Source organism: Pedobacter frigidisoli, from assembly GCF_004331675.1.
Lineage (GTDB): Bacteria > Bacteroidota > Bacteroidia > Sphingobacteriales > Sphingobacteriaceae > Pedobacter > Pedobacter frigidisoli.
On record NZ_SJSN01000016.1, the window covers coordinates 1 to 14,505 of the forward strand.

Consider the following 14,505-nt stretch of genomic DNA (forward strand, 5'->3'; position numbering starts at 1 on the left):
CGCCATGGTAGTTTTTCTGCCTTTTAAGATAAAAAAGCAGGCTAAAATTAGTTTTCATATAAACTGAATTAAGGTTAACAAAATTAGCCTTGCAGTCTGAAAACGTCAAGATGTTCGATGGTCGAACTACTTGTGAAACAGGTGGTTATAAATAATTCGGTGAGTTCTTTTAGTTGCAAAATTACTCACCTAATCACACACTTTTAATATGAGAATCGGTGAGTATTTTAGTTTTTCCACTAAAACAAAAAAGCTTGCAATCATTTGATTTGCAAGCTTTTACGTAGTTTTGATACTATTTTCTGTGATCCCGCTGGGATTCGAACCCAGGACCACTACATTAAAAGTGTAATGCTCTACCAGCTGAGCTACGGAATCATTTTTCCTTATTGTTTAAGGAGGTGCAAATATAGAGATTATAATTAATCACGCAAATGTTTTTTGAAAATGTTTTAACGCTTTTTTATAAAAGCTAAAATGATCAATTGTAACTGCTTGATTTTAAATTTTCTACCGCTTAAAGCTGTGAAATATTTTTTTTAAAAAATATACTTCTTCATCGAAAAAAGCTGTTTTTAGCTCACATTAATCTTAAAAAGGATTACTTATTAGATTTAGGGATAAAGTTTAGAAACGATTGAAATTGCGCCTTGTGTTTGTTTTTATCTAGCTTAAAATAAAAAGCCCCGCGTCTCGAACTTGATTTGTCTTTTTCAGTTTGCTTAATTAACAGCCCGCTGGCGGTAATCTTACGAATGAAATTCCTATTGTCTATTGGAGAATCGTAAACCTGTTCATACAAAGCCTGTAATTGAGGGATGGTAAATTTCTTCGGTAAAAGTTCAAATAAAATGGGGTGTAGAGCTGCCTGATAACGGATTTTGGCCATCGATGCCTGAACCATAATATCGTGATCAAATATCAACTCCGGTACTTCCTTTAGCTTAAACCATTCTGCGTGGTATTGATCATTAATTTGTTTGCTATACTTATTGATATCAATTAGTGCGAAATAAACAACGGAGACTGTACGCTCAATAGGATCTCGATCTGGGCGACCATAGGCGTAAAACTGCTCAAGATATACATCATGTAAACCTGTTAATTCGTGCAGAATTCTTTGTGCAGCTTCATCTAAATCTTCACTTTCGCCAATAAAACCACCCATTAAACTCCATTGATCCTTAACTGGCTCAATTGCTCTTTTAATAACTAATAATTTAAGTTGTTCGCCGTCATATCCAAAAATGATGCAATCTACAGCAACGAGTACTGGGTTTTGATTTAAATATTTTCCCATCTTTTAAAAAAGAGCATTTAGTTTTGTGTCATTATAATCATTAATATAACCTAAAATATTAGGATATCCATCAAATTCTTCAATTGTGTGTGTGGTTGTGAGTACAACACATTTCATATTTGCATTTAGTGCCGATTCAACGCCTTTTGGTGCATCCTCAAAGACTACGCAATCTTCTGGAGCAATTTCCAAGTATTTGGCAGCTTTAAAAAAGGTTTCAGGATCTGGTTTGCTCGTTTCAACATCATCAGCACTCACAATTGCCCCTAAATAGTTTCTAATGTTTAATCCATCAACCACAAAATCGATGTTAAAAGGAATGGCAGCAGAACCAATTGCCATTAAAATCCCAGCTTGTTTAGCTTTCTCTAAGAAATTATCCAAGCCAGCAATTAAAGCTAAATGCGGAAAATAACCTTGCTGATAGCGCTTTTCCTTTTCGATGGATAATCGTTCTACTTCCTCAGCACTGAATTTATTCTTCCCAAAAACACGAGTTAAAACCTCATGGTTTTTGCCGTACATTTCTTTCTTAACGGTTTCGTAATCTAGGTTGGCGTCCAAATCCTCGTTCATAATCGAATGCCAAGCCATGGTATGATACTCCATATCGTTGATCATGGTTCCATTTAAATCGAATAAAAAGGCTTTTGGCTTGAAGTCAATTTCTTGCATACAGTGCTAAATTATATCATTTTGGCGAAGTTGGGAAATCCTATGCATATAAGCTGGAAAATTATTTATAATCGTTACAGTAACGTTAATTTAATTTTCATACTTTAGCCTTAACCAAAATAAATCTTTATGAAGAAAATATTCCTTAAGGCATTGCCTTTTGCTGCATTATGTTTAGCTGCATCGTTGTATTCATGTAACCCTAAAGCTGATAAAAGTGCTGATACAGCTGTAGAAACCGATTCGTTAAAATATGTAACCACCATCGATGGAAAAAATGTAAAACTTTTTACGTTGAAGAATAAGGAAGGTGCTTCTTTGAGCATTACAAATTACGGCGGACGAATTGTTTCACTTTTTGTTCCCGATCAAAATAATAAACTAACTGATGTGGTTTTAGGTTATGATAGTATTGGTGCATATCGTAAAAAAGGCGAGCCATTTTTTGGTGCTTTAATTGGTAGATATGGAAACCGAATTGGAAAAGGGAAATTCAATTTGGATGGCAAGGAATATTCGTTACAGCTTAATGATGGCGTAAATACCTTGCATGGTGGTACTGATGGTTTTTTCTCAAAGGTTTGGGAGGCAAAACAATTGGATAGCCAAAAGTTGCAATTAACCTACGTCTCAAAAGATGGTGAGGCGGGATATCCTGGCGAGCTAACTATTACGGTTGTTTACACATTAACTAATGATAATGCCTTGCAAATTGATTATGTTGCAACTACTGATAAAACTACGGTGGTAAATTTAACCAATCATGCTTACTTCAACTTGAACGGTGAGGGAAATAAAACCATTCTTGATCATGAGTTATCAATCGTAGCAGATTCGATCACACCAGTAGATGTTACGTTGATTCCGACTGGTAGGCTATTGTCTGTGGCTGGAACGGCTTTCGATTTTAATAAGGCAAAAGCAATTGGTAAATCTATCGACGGTAAAGAAGAGCAATTAACTTTCGGAAAAGGATACGATCATAATTTTGCATTGAAGAAACATGATTATAAAACACCAATCGCGACTGTTAAAAGTACGTTAACAGGAATAACAATGGAAGTTTACACCACAGAGCCTGGTTTGCAATTTTATAGCGGAAACTTTTTAACTGGAGTAGATAAAGATGGAAAAGGTGGAAAGTCTTACCCATATCGTTCTGCTTTTTGTTTAGAAACACAACATTTTCCAGATGCACCAAATCATTCAAACTTTGCTTCCACAGTGCTAAAACCAGGTGCAACCTATAAAACTAGTACCACGTATAAATTTTTGAGATAAATATTAAATGGTTAAATTTTAAGAAGTTTAATACATTTAATTAAATGCTTATTTTGCGTAACGAACATAACTGTGCATAACAGTTTAAGACAGTAAAAATGATTAAATTGCTCATTGTTTTCTAACCAATAAAGAATGAGTATAGAAAGATCATTAACCATGAAAATGAAAGGATGTTATAAATGAGAGTTGGGTTATTTGTTCCATGTTATGTAGATCAGTTTTATCCAAATGCTGCAATTGCAACATTGAGTCTGCTCAAAAAGCTTGGTGTTGATGTTTATTATCCTCAAAATCAAACTTGTTGCGGGCAGCCAATGGCCAATTCGGGTTACGAACACCTCACCAAAAATTGCAACAATTTATTTATTGATAATTTTGCAGAATTTGATTATATAGTTTCTCCATCAGGCAGTTGCGTTTTGCATGTTAAAGATCATTTACATGATGAAAAACGTGAAGCTGATGCTACAGGAATTCGCCATAAGGTTTATGAATTGGTAGAGTTTTTAACAGATGTTTTAAAGGTTGAGAAAATTACGGCTACATTTCCATTTAAGGTTGGCTTGCATCAAAGTTGTCACGGTCAACGTGGCTTGCATTTGTCATCGATGACAGAATTGGTTGATCAACCTTTTTCAAAGCCGATGCAGTTATTAAATCAGGTTAAAGGCTTAAAAATTATCGAGTTAACACGCCCTGATGAATGCTGTGGTTTCGGTGGAACTTTTTGCGTTGCCGAAGAAGCGGTATCTGCGAAAATGGGCAAAGATAGAGTTGACGATCATTTAATGAATGGTGCTGAATTTATTACGGCAGCAGATATGTCTTGCTTAATGCACATGGAAGGAATTTTAAAACGTAAAAACAGCAAAGTGAAAGTTCTCCACATTGCTGAAATATTAAATGCTGAATAATATGAGCAGCATTAAACACCCAGAATTATCGGATATCTTTAATAAAGATGAAGAACGTGTAAATTGGCACGATGATACGCTTTGGTGGATCAGGGCTAAACGTGATAAAGCTGCCCATGGCATTTCAGAGTGGGAATTACTAAGAGAAACTGCATCACAGATTAAAAATAATGTACTTTCAAACCTCCATAATTATTTAATTGAATTTGAGGAAAAGGCACAGAAAAACGGTATAAAAGTACATTGGGCCGCAAATGCAGAAGAGCATAATAAAATTGTACTTTCTTTACTTCAAGGTAAAGGTATTAACCAAATGGTTAAAAGTAAATCCATGCTTACCGAAGAATGTCATTTAAATGAGTATTTGGAGAGCAATGGAATTGATGTTATTGATTCGGATTTGGGCGAACGGATTGTTCAATTGGCAAAGGAACCACCAAGTCATATCGTTTTACCTTGTATTCATAAAAAGAAAGAAGAGATCGGGCAACTTTTTCACGAACATCTTGGTACTGAGGCTGGGATTTCTGATCCTCAGGTTTTAACAGAAACTGCCAGAATTCATTTACGGAAGACATTTTTAACTCGTCGTTCTGCTTTAACTGGCGTTAATTTTGCAGTTGCGGAAACGGGCGAATTTGTGGTTTGTACCAATGAGGGTAATGCAGATATGGGCGCCCATCTGGCAGATATACACATTGCTTGCATGGGAATAGAAAAGCTGATTCCGAAGAAAAAACATTTAAGTGTATTCTTAAGGTTACTAACCAGAAGTGCAACTGGTCAGCCAATTACTACTTACTCTAGTCATTTTAAAAAACCAAGAAAAGGGCAGGAGATGCATATTGTTCTGGTTGATAATGGAAGAAGTGTGCAACTTGGTCGTGAAGACTTTAGGAATTCATTAAAGTGTATTCGTTGTGGCGCTTGTATGAATACTTGCCCTGTTTATCGCAGAAGTGGTGGGCATAGTTATCATAATGCCATAGCTGGTCCGATAGGTGCTATTTTAGCACCGAATTTAGACATGAAAGAATACGCTGATTTGCCTTTCGCATCTACTCTTTGTGGCTCTTGTACAAATGTTTGTCCGGTGAAGATTGATATTCATGATCAGCTTTATAAATGGCGACAAGTGATTGTGAAAGAGGGCTACACATCAAGTGCAAAAACTGTTGCAATGAAAGTGATGGATTTTACATTATCATCTCCAACAAGGTTTAAGCTTGCCGGAAAAATAGGAAGATGGACCTTGAAACATGCACCATTTACTGTCAATAATCGGTTGAATCTTTGGTTCAAAAATAGAGAGATGCCTGAGGCTCCAGAGGAATCATTTTCTGAGTGGTATAAAAGGAATAACTCCATTTAAAATATTTATCCAAATCAGGAGAAATAAAGGGAAAACAGATATATTCCGAATAGATTCAGGATAACGATAAACAGAAAGAAGGAACCCGCTAATAATAATACAAATGAGCAGAGCAACAATATTATCGGCAATTCTAAGTAATCAGCCCCAAACAACTCAACTTCCAGAAGATTTACAATTTGATTGCCCAGCTAAAGCAGCTGTAACTGAAAAATTTATTCAAATGATAAATTTAATTGGCGGTAGGGTTGTAGAAATTCAACGGATTGAAGATATTAATCTTTATGCCACAGCGCATTATGGTGCTGGCGAACGCCTAATTACACCCATAGAAGAGTTAGATTTTTATACGCAATTTGCTGGAGATGAAGATCCACACCAATTTGAAAACATAGCTTTTGCAGTTTTTAAAACTCATTTTGCTGTTGCCGAAAATGGTGCTGTTTGGATTACCGAGGATAGGATGGGCGCAAGAGTTTTACCATTTATTTGCCAACACTTAGGGATGCTCGTTTTTGAGGATAGCATAGTTTCCAATATGCACGAAGCCTATCAACTAATTGGCAGCCAAGATTATGGTTTCGGAACGTTCATCGCTGGTCCATCAAAAACTGCAGATATTGAACAGTCTTTGGTTTTAGGTGCCCATGGGGCAAGAAGCATAATAATTTTTTTGTTGAAAAAAGAATTGTAAATCAGCCAAGAATTTCACATCAGTAGCTTTAATACCATGTTTTTATGCAAGTTGTGGATAAATGAAGATTTCTCTGGGATGGGATCTACTGAAAAAATAAGCTAGAGTTATATCCTATGATAATCGCCTCGCCAGTTTTTTATCGCTTTTTTAATTTCATCAGGCGTTAAATTTTCGGCAACAGATTTATCTACCAACTCCACATATTCCTCGTCGCTAGCAAAACGCAAAGATAAAGTTTGGCCTAATTTCAAATCAGGGGGAAATGCTTTACCAGCCAAAATTAGGTAGCGTAATTTTTCCTCAGCTCTTGCAGCTCTATCTTGGGCTTTTAGGGCAAACATTCTTGCCATAACTGCTATAATGGCGATTAAGAAAAAGGCAAGCACAATTAAGCCTGTAATGATGGTTGGAATTGCAACGTATGAATAAATTGCCAAACCCAATCCTAACACAGTTAATGGTATGGTAAAAAAGTGAAATAAGGGATAAAATCTTTTATGGTTTGCGTAATGTTGAGGCATATTATATTTTTGTTATAACAAATGAGGTTCTGCGGTTATTTTTTCTACCGATATCGGTCTTATTATCAGCAATGGGTTTACTCGCTCCAAAGCCTTTAAAAGTAAGTCTTTTTGCATCAATATTATTCTTTAATAAATATTCATAAACTGCATTTGCCCTGTTGAACGACAATTTTTCGTTCAGTTTCGCATCTCCAACATTATCGGTATGACCTTGAATTTCGATATTTACACTTGCATTTTGATTTAAGAAATCGATTAATAAATCTAACTCTCTAATTGATGCAGGCAATAAATTATACTTATTGGTATCAAAAAAAATATTCCTTAAAGTTACATTTCCACCTTGCTTTATTTTTTCGATATAAACTTCTATTTGATAAGGCTTGTTAATATCGCCAGCTTTTAACTCGAAATTTTCTGAGTAAAACATATATCCCTCGGCATTTACATTGAAAAGGTAATTACTTCCAATCGGCATTACCGCTAAAAACTGACCAGTTTCGGGGTCTGTGTAATCATCAAATACAGTTTTGTTCGATGTTAAATCGATTACCTGAACATTACTTTCTATGGTCTTTTTGCTATCCTTATCTCTTACAATTCCCTTAACATAAGAAACTTTTAAAGGCTTAGCTGTTTCAGGAATTCCAAAACTGTAAATATCCTGCCCACCAAAACCATCCTTTAAATTCGAAGAAAACATTCCGAAATTTCCATCGGCACTAACAATTAATCCGCTTTCATCTTCGAATGAATTTATCGGATAACCCAGATTTATTGGTTTTTGAAATTTGCCTGCATCATCCATTCTGCTGTAATAAATATCTTTATTTCCAAAACCCGGCCAACCATCAGAAGAAAAGTAAAGTGTTTTTCCATCAGCATGAAGAAAGGGTGTGTTCTCATCGTAGGCCGTATTGATATCAGGTCCGAGGTTTATGGCTGGTCCCCATTTCGCATCATCAGTAATGGTACTTTTCCAAATATCATATCCACCAGAGCCGCCAGGACGATTGCTGATAAAATACAAGGTTCTGCCATCAGGACTTATCGCAGGCTGTGATTCCCAATATTCTGAATTAACAGGTTTGCCAACATTGTAAGGTTCGCCCCAATCTTTTCCTTCACGATGTGAAACGTAAATATCGCATCTTCCCAATCCATCGGGGCGATTACAGCCCGTAAAAAACAGATATTTTCCATCAGGTGAAATGGTTTGAGCACCCTCGTTATATTTCGATGTATTGATTTTTGATGAAAGCGGGGTTGCCAAATTCCAGGAATTGTTTTTAAACTGCGAAGTCCAGAAATCTTCATTTCCATTTACCTGACGTGTAAAAATTAGGGTTTCGCCATCTGCTGTTAAGGCAGGAAAATATTCTGCATCAGTTGTATTTACGCCTTGCCCCAAATTTGTAGGCGTGTATTTTACTGGTTTTTTAATAGCAATGGCAGCAAAATCACAATCTGAAAGGTACTTTTTTGCTTTTTTACTTTTGTCTGATGAGTTATCTGCTGCTAAAAACTCGTTGAAATGTTGTTTCGCTTTATCATATTCTTGTGTAGCAAATTCAGTTTCTGCCAAGCCAAATATTATTGGAGGCGCTACATTTTTATTAATTGAAATTGCTTTTTGAAAGGCATTTTTTGCTTCAGCATATTTCTTTTGAATGCGGTAAACATCGCCCAATAAAATAAATGCATTTTGAAATTGTGGGTCTTCTTTAACGGCGCTTTCTAAATTTTGGGCTGCCGATACATAATCTTGTTTTTGTATATATGGGTTTACCTTTTCGAAAAAACTTTGCGCTTTTCTATTTGATGAATTTTGTGCAAAGCAACAAAAGCTCAAGATGCTAAAGAATACGAGTAAAAAACCTTTCATTACATTAACATTTGGTTGTTAAAGCGAATGTAAACTATTTAAGGAATATTTAAAAATTTGTGGGTCTGCAGAGAAATTTCCCATTTCGGGTTTGCCATCACATACTCAATAATCAGCGGCGTAATTTCTTTGGATTTAGACCATTCAGGCTGAAGATATAGTTTACAAGTTGGTGAAACCATTGCTGCATATTCCTCTGCCCATTTGAAATCGCTTTTATTAAAAACGATAACTTTCAATTCGTGTGCAAAAGGTGTAATATCTGGCCGTGGAGCTTTGAATTTTTTAGGTGATAAGCAAATCCAATCCCAATTTCCAGATAGTGGGTAAGCACCAGAAGTTTCGATGAAAGTTAAAATACCTCGCTCCTTTAATTTATTGGTAAGGTAATCTAGGTTATAAATCAAGGGTTCGCCGCCAGTAATTACAACGGCTTTACCAGGAAATCTATCCGCATTTTCAACAATAACATCCGATAGGGTTAAAGGGTGCATTTCTGCGTCCCAACTTTCCTTAACATCGCACCAATGGCAACCTACATCACAACCGCCTAAACGGATAAAATAAGCCGCTTTTCCTGTGTTAAATCCCTCGCCTTGTATCGTGTAGAACTCTTCCATTAAAGGAAGTAATGTGCCGTCTTCTGGTATGTCTTGTTTCATTTTTGAGGATGCAAATATCCTAAAAAAATATGGTGTAGTGGTTCCACTTTCAAAAATTAATGTAAAGATGAAATAACACTGATATTTAAATACTTATTTTAGCTCAATGAAGTGGTTTAAAGTGCTAAACAAGGCTCAAATTCCTAATTCTGATTCAATTAAAACCATTGAAGTGAATGGGAAACAACTTTGTATCATCAATAATGAGGATAAAATTACAGCTACTCAATCTTTTTGCCCACATGCTGGTGGCCATTTTTCTGGTGGCTGGTGCAAAAACGGGCATCTGATTTGCCCGATTCATCGTTACGAATATAATTTAGAAACAGGAAGAGGAGCAGAGGGGCAGGGAGATTACATTAATATTTATCCAACAGAATTACGTGATGATGGTTTGTATGTTGGTTTTGAAGAAAGTTGGTGGAGTAAGTTGTGGAGCTAATATTATCCGTTGACTAAAGTTAACGGCAAGGAAATTATGTGGGGCTGAAACCTGTCTATTAGACTTGCAATTCTTTGCCGTCAGTTTCAATTGACGGAATAATTAATTAAGCAAATACCTTTTAAAAAATGCTTGGCAATTTAACACCTCAATATCAGCAAAATAAAAATCTTCGATATCTTCTGTAATGATGCATTTACAACCAACAGATTCAGCAGCATAATATTCTAATCCGTCTTCAAAATCATGAATAGATTTATTAGAAAGCGTATCTGAAACACCTTTCGATAAGTTTTCAGCAATTTTAATATGTTGACAAAGCAAATCGATTTTCTGTTTCGCTAATTGTGATTTATGTTTCTTTTCTGCAAAGTAAAAAGCAATTGCTAGGCAAAGTGGCGAAGTATAAACTTCAAATTTTGGATGTGATGCCAAACTTAAAATCCTTGAAGAATAAGTAAAAAGGGGATACTCTTTATTCAAAACTGAAACTAAAACGTTTGCATCTAAAAATATTTTCATCGATTATTTTTTAGAAGAAAAGAACTCATCTTTTGATGCTTTGCGGCCAGCTTTAATTGTTTTTTTATACTCTACTTCGCCCTCTGCAACCATACTCACCCAATCAGAAATGGGGTAATCTTCTAGGGATTTATAATCGCTGGATGTAACTTGAATTAATAAATGCTCAATTAAACGCGATAAGCTAATGTTATTATCAGCAGCATATTTTTTAGCTTTTGTAACCACATCTTGGTTAAAGCTTAAAGTTAGTTTCGAATCCATAACATTATATTTATAATCAAATATAATTATTTTACGTATAATAAAAAATATTTACACGTAAAAAAAGCAACTCAAAATTGACTTGCTTTTAATTATTTTTGAACAGTGGATTTTTCGCTTTGGTCTTTAAGCTTTCACCTTTCCGCTTTAAGAATAAATTTCTTTCCTCGCAGATGCTAGTGTGTTTTTAAGTAAGCCAACAATCGTCATTAAACCAACACCACCAGGAACAGGAGTAATATAAGATGAAATCGGTGCTACTTTTTCGAAATCTACATCGCCATAAAGCTTAAAGCCAGATTTTGTTTCCATAGAAGTTTCACGGTTAATACCCACATCAATAATAATTGCACCAGGTTTAACCATATCAGCCGTGATGAAGTTCTTTTTACCAATCGCCGCGATGATAATATCAGCTTGTAAAACCTGCTCTTTTAAATCTTTCGTACGAGAATGGGTAAGCGTTACCGTACAGTTACCTGGATTAGCATTTCGAGCCATCAAAATACTCATCGGACTACCAACAATATTACTTCTGCCAACCACAACGCAGTGCATTCCTGTGGTATCAATATTGTATTCTTGCAGCATCAGTAAAATACCATAAGGTGTTGCAGGGATAAAGCAAGGAAGATTACGCATCATTCTACCCAAATTTACTGGGTGGAAACCATCAACATCTTTGCGATAATCGATAGTTTCGGTAACTTTTTCTGGGTCGATATGTTTTGGTAATGGTAATTGAACAATTAATCCATCAACATCAGCATCCTGATTAATCTCTTCAATTTTAGCTAACAATTCAGCCTCAGTAACCGAATTATCATACCTATGAAGTGAAGATTTAAATCCTACTTTCTCACAGTTTTTCATCTTACTGGCAACATAAGTTTCGCTTCCACCATCGTTGCCAACCAAAATGGCAACCAGGTGCGGCTTTCTGCCCGTATTGTTTAAAAATTCTGAAGCCTCCTCAGCAATTTGAATTTTAACCTTTTCTGATACGTATTTACCGTCTAAAAGTTGCATGCTTATTAAATTAATTTTTTTACTTAAAATGTATATAAATTTTTCTCTGGAAAATCCTCATCTGCAACAAAAGCATTGTTGTATTTAGGTATCCCTAAGTTTTGGTTGGGGCTTAAAATCATTGTTAAAGGCTTGTCGCCATAAAAAGCCGCCCACTGGCTAAAAGTGCTCGGTGGACCAATAATGGCATCGCATTCTGATAGAGAATATAAATCAACAATGAAATTCCTTGCTTTGTTTGCAAGTGTTAAACCATCAAATTTGGCAACATTTATTTCTTCGTTAGATGAAATGAAAAATGCACAACTTAGTCCTATTAATTTATATTCATTGGCAATTTGATGCATCATTTTAGCATATTGTTCATCAGAATAAAACCACTTTCCACCTACGAAGGTGGCATAATCCCCACGGCGAATATGTACACCAATTAAGATATTTGCCAACTTTTTAGCTTCAGCTATTTCATGCTTTATTTCCGAAAAGTAAGGTTCAACAGGCTTAAAAAAACTACAAATTAAATCGCGATGTTTTCGAACATTAACCGAATCTCTAAACATCCAACCTTGAACCAAAATTTTTCGGGTCCTTGCATCATTAATAAATTCCTTTTTGTTTAAGTCGAATATAGTCGATGTCTTATCCTCTGAAAATGTTGTTCGATAAAATTTATGCAATACGGGTGTTTTGCCAAATTTCCGGTAAGTAATTGATGACCAATTTTTGAATAAATTGCTGTAGAAATAATCCAACAATGGAATTCCCCAGCGCTTTATGCTAATCGGGAATTTTCCGAAATCATTAATTTTTGTTGCTTCGAAATAGTCCTTATATCGATAGAAGCCCAAATTAACGAGTGGATAATCGTATTCAATGCTATTTGCAATAAAACTGGAAAATCCCCATAATCTATTGACGAGCATCGCATTCTGACTATTTATAATAACCATTCTGTTTCGTTAATCCAACTTCAAAACCGCCATAAATGCACTTTGTGGAATCTCTACGTTCCCAACTTGGCGCATACGTTTTTTACCTTTTTTCTGTTTCTCTAATAACTTACGTTTACGAGAAATATCGCCACCATAACATTTAGCGGTAACATCTTTACGTAAAGCACTAAGCGTTTCACGGGCAATAACTTTAGCACCGATAGAAGCTTGTATTTTAATTTCAAACTGCTGACGAGGAATCAACTCTCTCAATTTCTCGCAAATTTTCTTTCCGAAATCATAAGCGTTACTTCTGTGAATTAATGAAGATAAAGCATCAACGGGCTCTTCGTTTAATAGTAAATCCAAGCGCACCAAATCTGATTTGCGGTAACCAATTTGATGATAATCGAAAGAGGCGTAACCTTTGGAAATCGTTTTCAGTTTATCGTAAAAATCGAATACAATTTCAGCCATGGGCATTTCAAAAATCAGTTCAACTCTATCAGACGTTAAATAAGATTGATTGATAATTGTTCCTCTTTTCTGGATACAAAGCGACATTACAGGACCAACAAATTCGGCCTTGGTAATAATATTTGCCTTGATGAAAGGTTCTTCAACCGAATCCAACTTACTTGGGTCTGGCAAATCTGATGGATTGTTTACAATAAATTCATCGCCTTTTGTAGTGTGTGCAATGTAAGAAACATTGGGAACGGTTGTAATAACCGTCATGTCAAATTCACGCTCTAAACGTTCCTGAACAATTTCCATGTGCAACATGCCAAGGAAACCACAGCGGAAACCAAAGCCTAAAGCTGCTGAACTTTCTGGTTCGAAAACGATAGATGCATCATTCAATTGCAACTTGTGCATGGCTTCACGTAATTCTTCATATTCATCCGTATCAACAGGATAAATACCCGCAAAAACCATTGGTTTAACTTCTTCAAAACCTTGAATAGATTCTAAAGATGGCCTTTCGACAGTTGTAATGGTATCACCAACTTTAACCTCACGAGCTTCTTTAATTCCCGAAATAATGTAACCAACATCGCCTGTTTTAACAACGCTGCGTGGCGACATATCGAGTTTCAAAATACCAACTTCATCTGCTAAATATTGTTTGCCAGTATTGATGAATTTAACTTTATCACCTTTTTTAATCTGACCATTTACCACTTTGTAGTAAGCAATAATTCCTCTGAATGAGTTAAAAACAGAGTCGAAAATTAGTGCTTGTAAAGGTGCTTCTGGGTCGCCAACCGGTGCAGGAACTCGGTCTACAATAGCTTGAATAATATCAGGAATTCCCAAGCCAGTTTTACCTGATGCAGGAATAATATCCTCACGTTTACAGCCAATTAAATCAATAATCTGGTCTTTTACTTCCTCGGGCATCGCCCCAGGCAAATCCATTTTATTTAAAATCGGGATTATTTCTAAATCGTGTTCTAATGCTAAATACAAATTTGAAATGGTCTGAGCCTGAATCCCTTGCGATGCATCAACAATAAGCAAAGCACCCTCGCAAGCAGCGATAGAACGCGAAACTTCGTAAGAAAAATCTACGTGTCCGGGTGTATCAATCAGGTTGAAATTGTATTCAATATCGCCAACTTTATAGTTCATCTGTATGGCATGACTTTTAATCGTTATGCCTCTCTCACGCTCTAAATCCATGTTGTCGAGCAATTGCGCCTGCGCCTCACGCTTCGAAATCGTCTCGGTATATTCTAATAACCTATCGGCCAGAGTGCTCTTTCCGTGGTCAATATGTGCAATAATGCAAAAATTACGTATATGCTTCATCTTTGCGCAAAGATATAGTTTTTAATGGAAAATTTAAGATGTTGAGTACAGCGAAATCCTGATTTTTTCGGGAGAAAATCAATTCGATTAAAATGATAATTTGAAAAGCAAAATCTGTAGTTTTTCAGTTGCTGCAGTCTTGCTTTTCACTGTATCTTTTTTAAACTTCTGTCATTCTGAGGAACAAA

General features: G+C 35.7%; 15 protein-coding genes and 1 tRNA gene. 5 read left to right on the plus strand and 11 right to left on the minus strand.

Features of this window, described 5'->3' with window-relative positions:
* Nucleotides 1–305: 305 nt before the first annotated feature.
* The 3 genes from EZ449_RS17700 to EZ449_RS17710 form a co-directional block, all read right to left on the minus strand.
* A tRNA-Lys gene (locus tag EZ449_RS17700) sits at nt 306–378 on the minus strand.
* A gap of 223 nt (nt 379–601) precedes the next feature.
* Entirely contained in the window at nt 602–1,300 is a 699-nt protein-coding gene (locus tag EZ449_RS17705; protein WP_131561366.1) for an NUDIX hydrolase, read from the minus strand.
* Nucleotides 1,301–1,303: 3 nt separating this feature from the next.
* On the minus strand, nt 1,304–1,975 hold the full coding sequence (locus EZ449_RS17710) for an HAD family hydrolase (protein ID WP_131561368.1): 672 nt from the start codon (nt 1,973–1,975) through the stop codon (nt 1,304–1,306).
* Between the two features lie 129 nt (nt 1,976–2,104).
* Here EZ449_RS17710 and EZ449_RS17715 point away from each other — a divergent pair, with 129 nt between their 5' ends.
* The 4 genes from EZ449_RS17715 to EZ449_RS17730 all read left to right on the plus strand — a co-directional run bounded on the left by EZ449_RS17715 (nt 2,105) and on the right by EZ449_RS17730 (nt 6,239).
* Nucleotides 2,105–3,256, plus strand: coding sequence for an aldose epimerase family protein (locus tag EZ449_RS17715; RefSeq protein ID WP_131561371.1), 1,152 nt, complete (start codon nt 2,105–2,107; stop codon nt 3,254–3,256).
* A 182-nt stretch (nt 3,257–3,438) separates the two neighbouring features.
* On the plus strand, nt 3,439–4,173 hold the full coding sequence (locus EZ449_RS17720; protein WP_131561373.1) for a (Fe-S)-binding protein: 735 nt from the start codon (nt 3,439–3,441) through the stop codon (nt 4,171–4,173).
* Between the two features lies 1 nt (nt 4,174).
* Entirely contained in the window at nt 4,175–5,545 is a 1,371-nt protein-coding gene (locus EZ449_RS17725) for a lactate utilization protein B (protein ID WP_131561375.1), read from the plus strand.
* Between the two features lie 103 nt (nt 5,546–5,648).
* On the plus strand, nt 5,649–6,239 hold the full coding sequence (locus EZ449_RS17730; protein ID WP_131561377.1) for a LutC/YkgG family protein: 591 nt from the start codon (nt 5,649–5,651) through the stop codon (nt 6,237–6,239).
* Nucleotides 6,240–6,346: 107 nt separating this feature from the next.
* On the opposite strand, the gene EZ449_RS17735 is transcribed toward EZ449_RS17730, so the two are convergent.
* From EZ449_RS17735 to EZ449_RS17745, 3 genes are read right to left on the minus strand one after another with little or no spacing between them, the layout of a single operon-like run.
* On the minus strand, nt 6,347–6,763 hold the full coding sequence (locus EZ449_RS17735; RefSeq protein WP_131561379.1) for a DUF6526 family protein: 417 nt from the start codon (nt 6,761–6,763) through the stop codon (nt 6,347–6,349).
* 1 nt (nt 6,764) lies between these two features.
* Nucleotides 6,765–8,651 carry an OmpA family protein gene (locus EZ449_RS17740; RefSeq protein ID WP_131561381.1) on the minus strand — a complete coding sequence of 629 codons (1,887 nt, stop codon included), beginning with the start codon at nt 8,649–8,651 and terminating at the stop codon, nt 6,765–6,767.
* Between the two features lie 38 nt (nt 8,652–8,689).
* Nucleotides 8,690–9,313 carry a 7-carboxy-7-deazaguanine synthase QueE gene (locus EZ449_RS17745; protein ID WP_131561384.1) on the minus strand — a complete coding sequence of 208 codons (624 nt, stop codon included), beginning with the start codon at nt 9,311–9,313 and terminating at the stop codon, nt 8,690–8,692.
* Between the two features lie 106 nt (nt 9,314–9,419).
* Between EZ449_RS17745 and EZ449_RS17750 the strand changes: the two genes are divergently transcribed.
* On the plus strand, nt 9,420–9,755 hold the full coding sequence (locus EZ449_RS17750) for a Rieske (2Fe-2S) protein (protein WP_131561386.1): 336 nt from the start codon (nt 9,420–9,422) through the stop codon (nt 9,753–9,755).
* Between the two features lie 102 nt (nt 9,756–9,857).
* On the opposite strand, the gene EZ449_RS17755 is transcribed toward EZ449_RS17750, so the two are convergent.
* From EZ449_RS17755 to lepA, 5 genes are all read right to left on the minus strand, one after another.
* Nucleotides 9,858–10,277 (minus strand): PIN domain-containing protein, encoded by a 420-nt coding sequence (locus EZ449_RS17755; protein WP_131561388.1) that lies wholly within the window; start codon nt 10,275–10,277, stop codon nt 9,858–9,860.
* Nucleotides 10,278–10,280: 3 nt separating this feature from the next.
* A complete protein-coding gene (locus EZ449_RS17760; RefSeq protein ID WP_131561390.1) occupies nt 10,281–10,541 on the minus strand; it encodes a DUF6364 family protein in 261 nt (86 codons plus the stop codon).
* A gap of 147 nt (nt 10,542–10,688) precedes the next feature.
* Nucleotides 10,689–11,570 carry a bifunctional 5,10-methylenetetrahydrofolate dehydrogenase/5,10-methenyltetrahydrofolate cyclohydrolase gene (locus EZ449_RS17765; protein ID WP_131561392.1) on the minus strand — a complete coding sequence of 294 codons (882 nt, stop codon included), beginning with the start codon at nt 11,568–11,570 and terminating at the stop codon, nt 10,689–10,691.
* Nucleotides 11,571–11,593: 23 nt separating this feature from the next.
* Complete coding sequence (locus EZ449_RS17770; RefSeq protein ID WP_131561394.1) at nt 11,594–12,520, minus strand: alpha-1,2-fucosyltransferase; 927 nt, start codon at nt 12,518–12,520, stop codon at nt 11,594–11,596.
* 9 nt (nt 12,521–12,529) lie between these two features.
* Nucleotides 12,530–14,317, minus strand: a complete 1,788-nt coding sequence (lepA, locus tag EZ449_RS17775; RefSeq protein WP_131561396.1) for a translation elongation factor 4 — start codon at nt 14,315–14,317, stop codon at nt 12,530–12,532.
* Nucleotides 14,318–14,505 lie beyond the last annotated feature (188 nt).

Coding starts and splice junctions, on each gene's coding strand:
- EZ449_RS17740 (WP_131561381.1), bottom strand. CDS start 8,651: ATGAAAGGTTTTTTACTCGTATTCTTTAGCATCTTGAGCTTTTGTTGC.
- EZ449_RS17760 (WP_131561390.1), bottom strand. CDS start 10,541: ATGGATTCGAAACTAACTTTAAGCTTTAACCAAGATGTGGTTACAAAA.
- EZ449_RS17720 (WP_131561373.1), top strand. CDS start 3,439: ATGAGAGTTGGGTTATTTGTTCCATGTTATGTAGATCAGTTTTATCCA.
- EZ449_RS17765 (WP_131561392.1), bottom strand. CDS start 11,570: ATGCAACTTTTAGACGGTAAATACGTATCAGAAAAGGTTAAAATTCAA.
- EZ449_RS17770 (WP_131561394.1), bottom strand. CDS start 12,520: ATGGTTATTATAAATAGTCAGAATGCGATGCTCGTCAATAGATTATGG.
- lepA (WP_131561396.1), bottom strand. CDS start 14,317: ATGAAGCATATACGTAATTTTTGCATTATTGCACATATTGACCACGGA.
- EZ449_RS17730 (WP_131561377.1), top strand. CDS start 5,649: ATGAGCAGAGCAACAATATTATCGGCAATTCTAAGTAATCAGCCCCAA.
- EZ449_RS17725 (WP_131561375.1), top strand. CDS start 4,175: ATGAGCAGCATTAAACACCCAGAATTATCGGATATCTTTAATAAAGAT.
- EZ449_RS17745 (WP_131561384.1), bottom strand. CDS start 9,313: ATGAAACAAGACATACCAGAAGACGGCACATTACTTCCTTTAATGGAA.
- EZ449_RS17715 (WP_131561371.1), top strand. CDS start 2,105: ATGAAGAAAATATTCCTTAAGGCATTGCCTTTTGCTGCATTATGTTTA.
- EZ449_RS17705 (WP_131561366.1), bottom strand. CDS start 1,300: ATGGGAAAATATTTAAATCAAAACCCAGTACTCGTTGCTGTAGATTGC.
- EZ449_RS17750 (WP_131561386.1), top strand. CDS start 9,420: ATGAAGTGGTTTAAAGTGCTAAACAAGGCTCAAATTCCTAATTCTGAT.
- EZ449_RS17735 (WP_131561379.1), bottom strand. CDS start 6,763: ATGCCTCAACATTACGCAAACCATAAAAGATTTTATCCCTTATTTCAC.
- EZ449_RS17755 (WP_131561388.1), bottom strand. CDS start 10,277: ATGAAAATATTTTTAGATGCAAACGTTTTAGTTTCAGTTTTGAATAAA.
- EZ449_RS17710 (WP_131561368.1), bottom strand. CDS start 1,975: ATGCAAGAAATTGACTTCAAGCCAAAAGCCTTTTTATTCGATTTAAAT.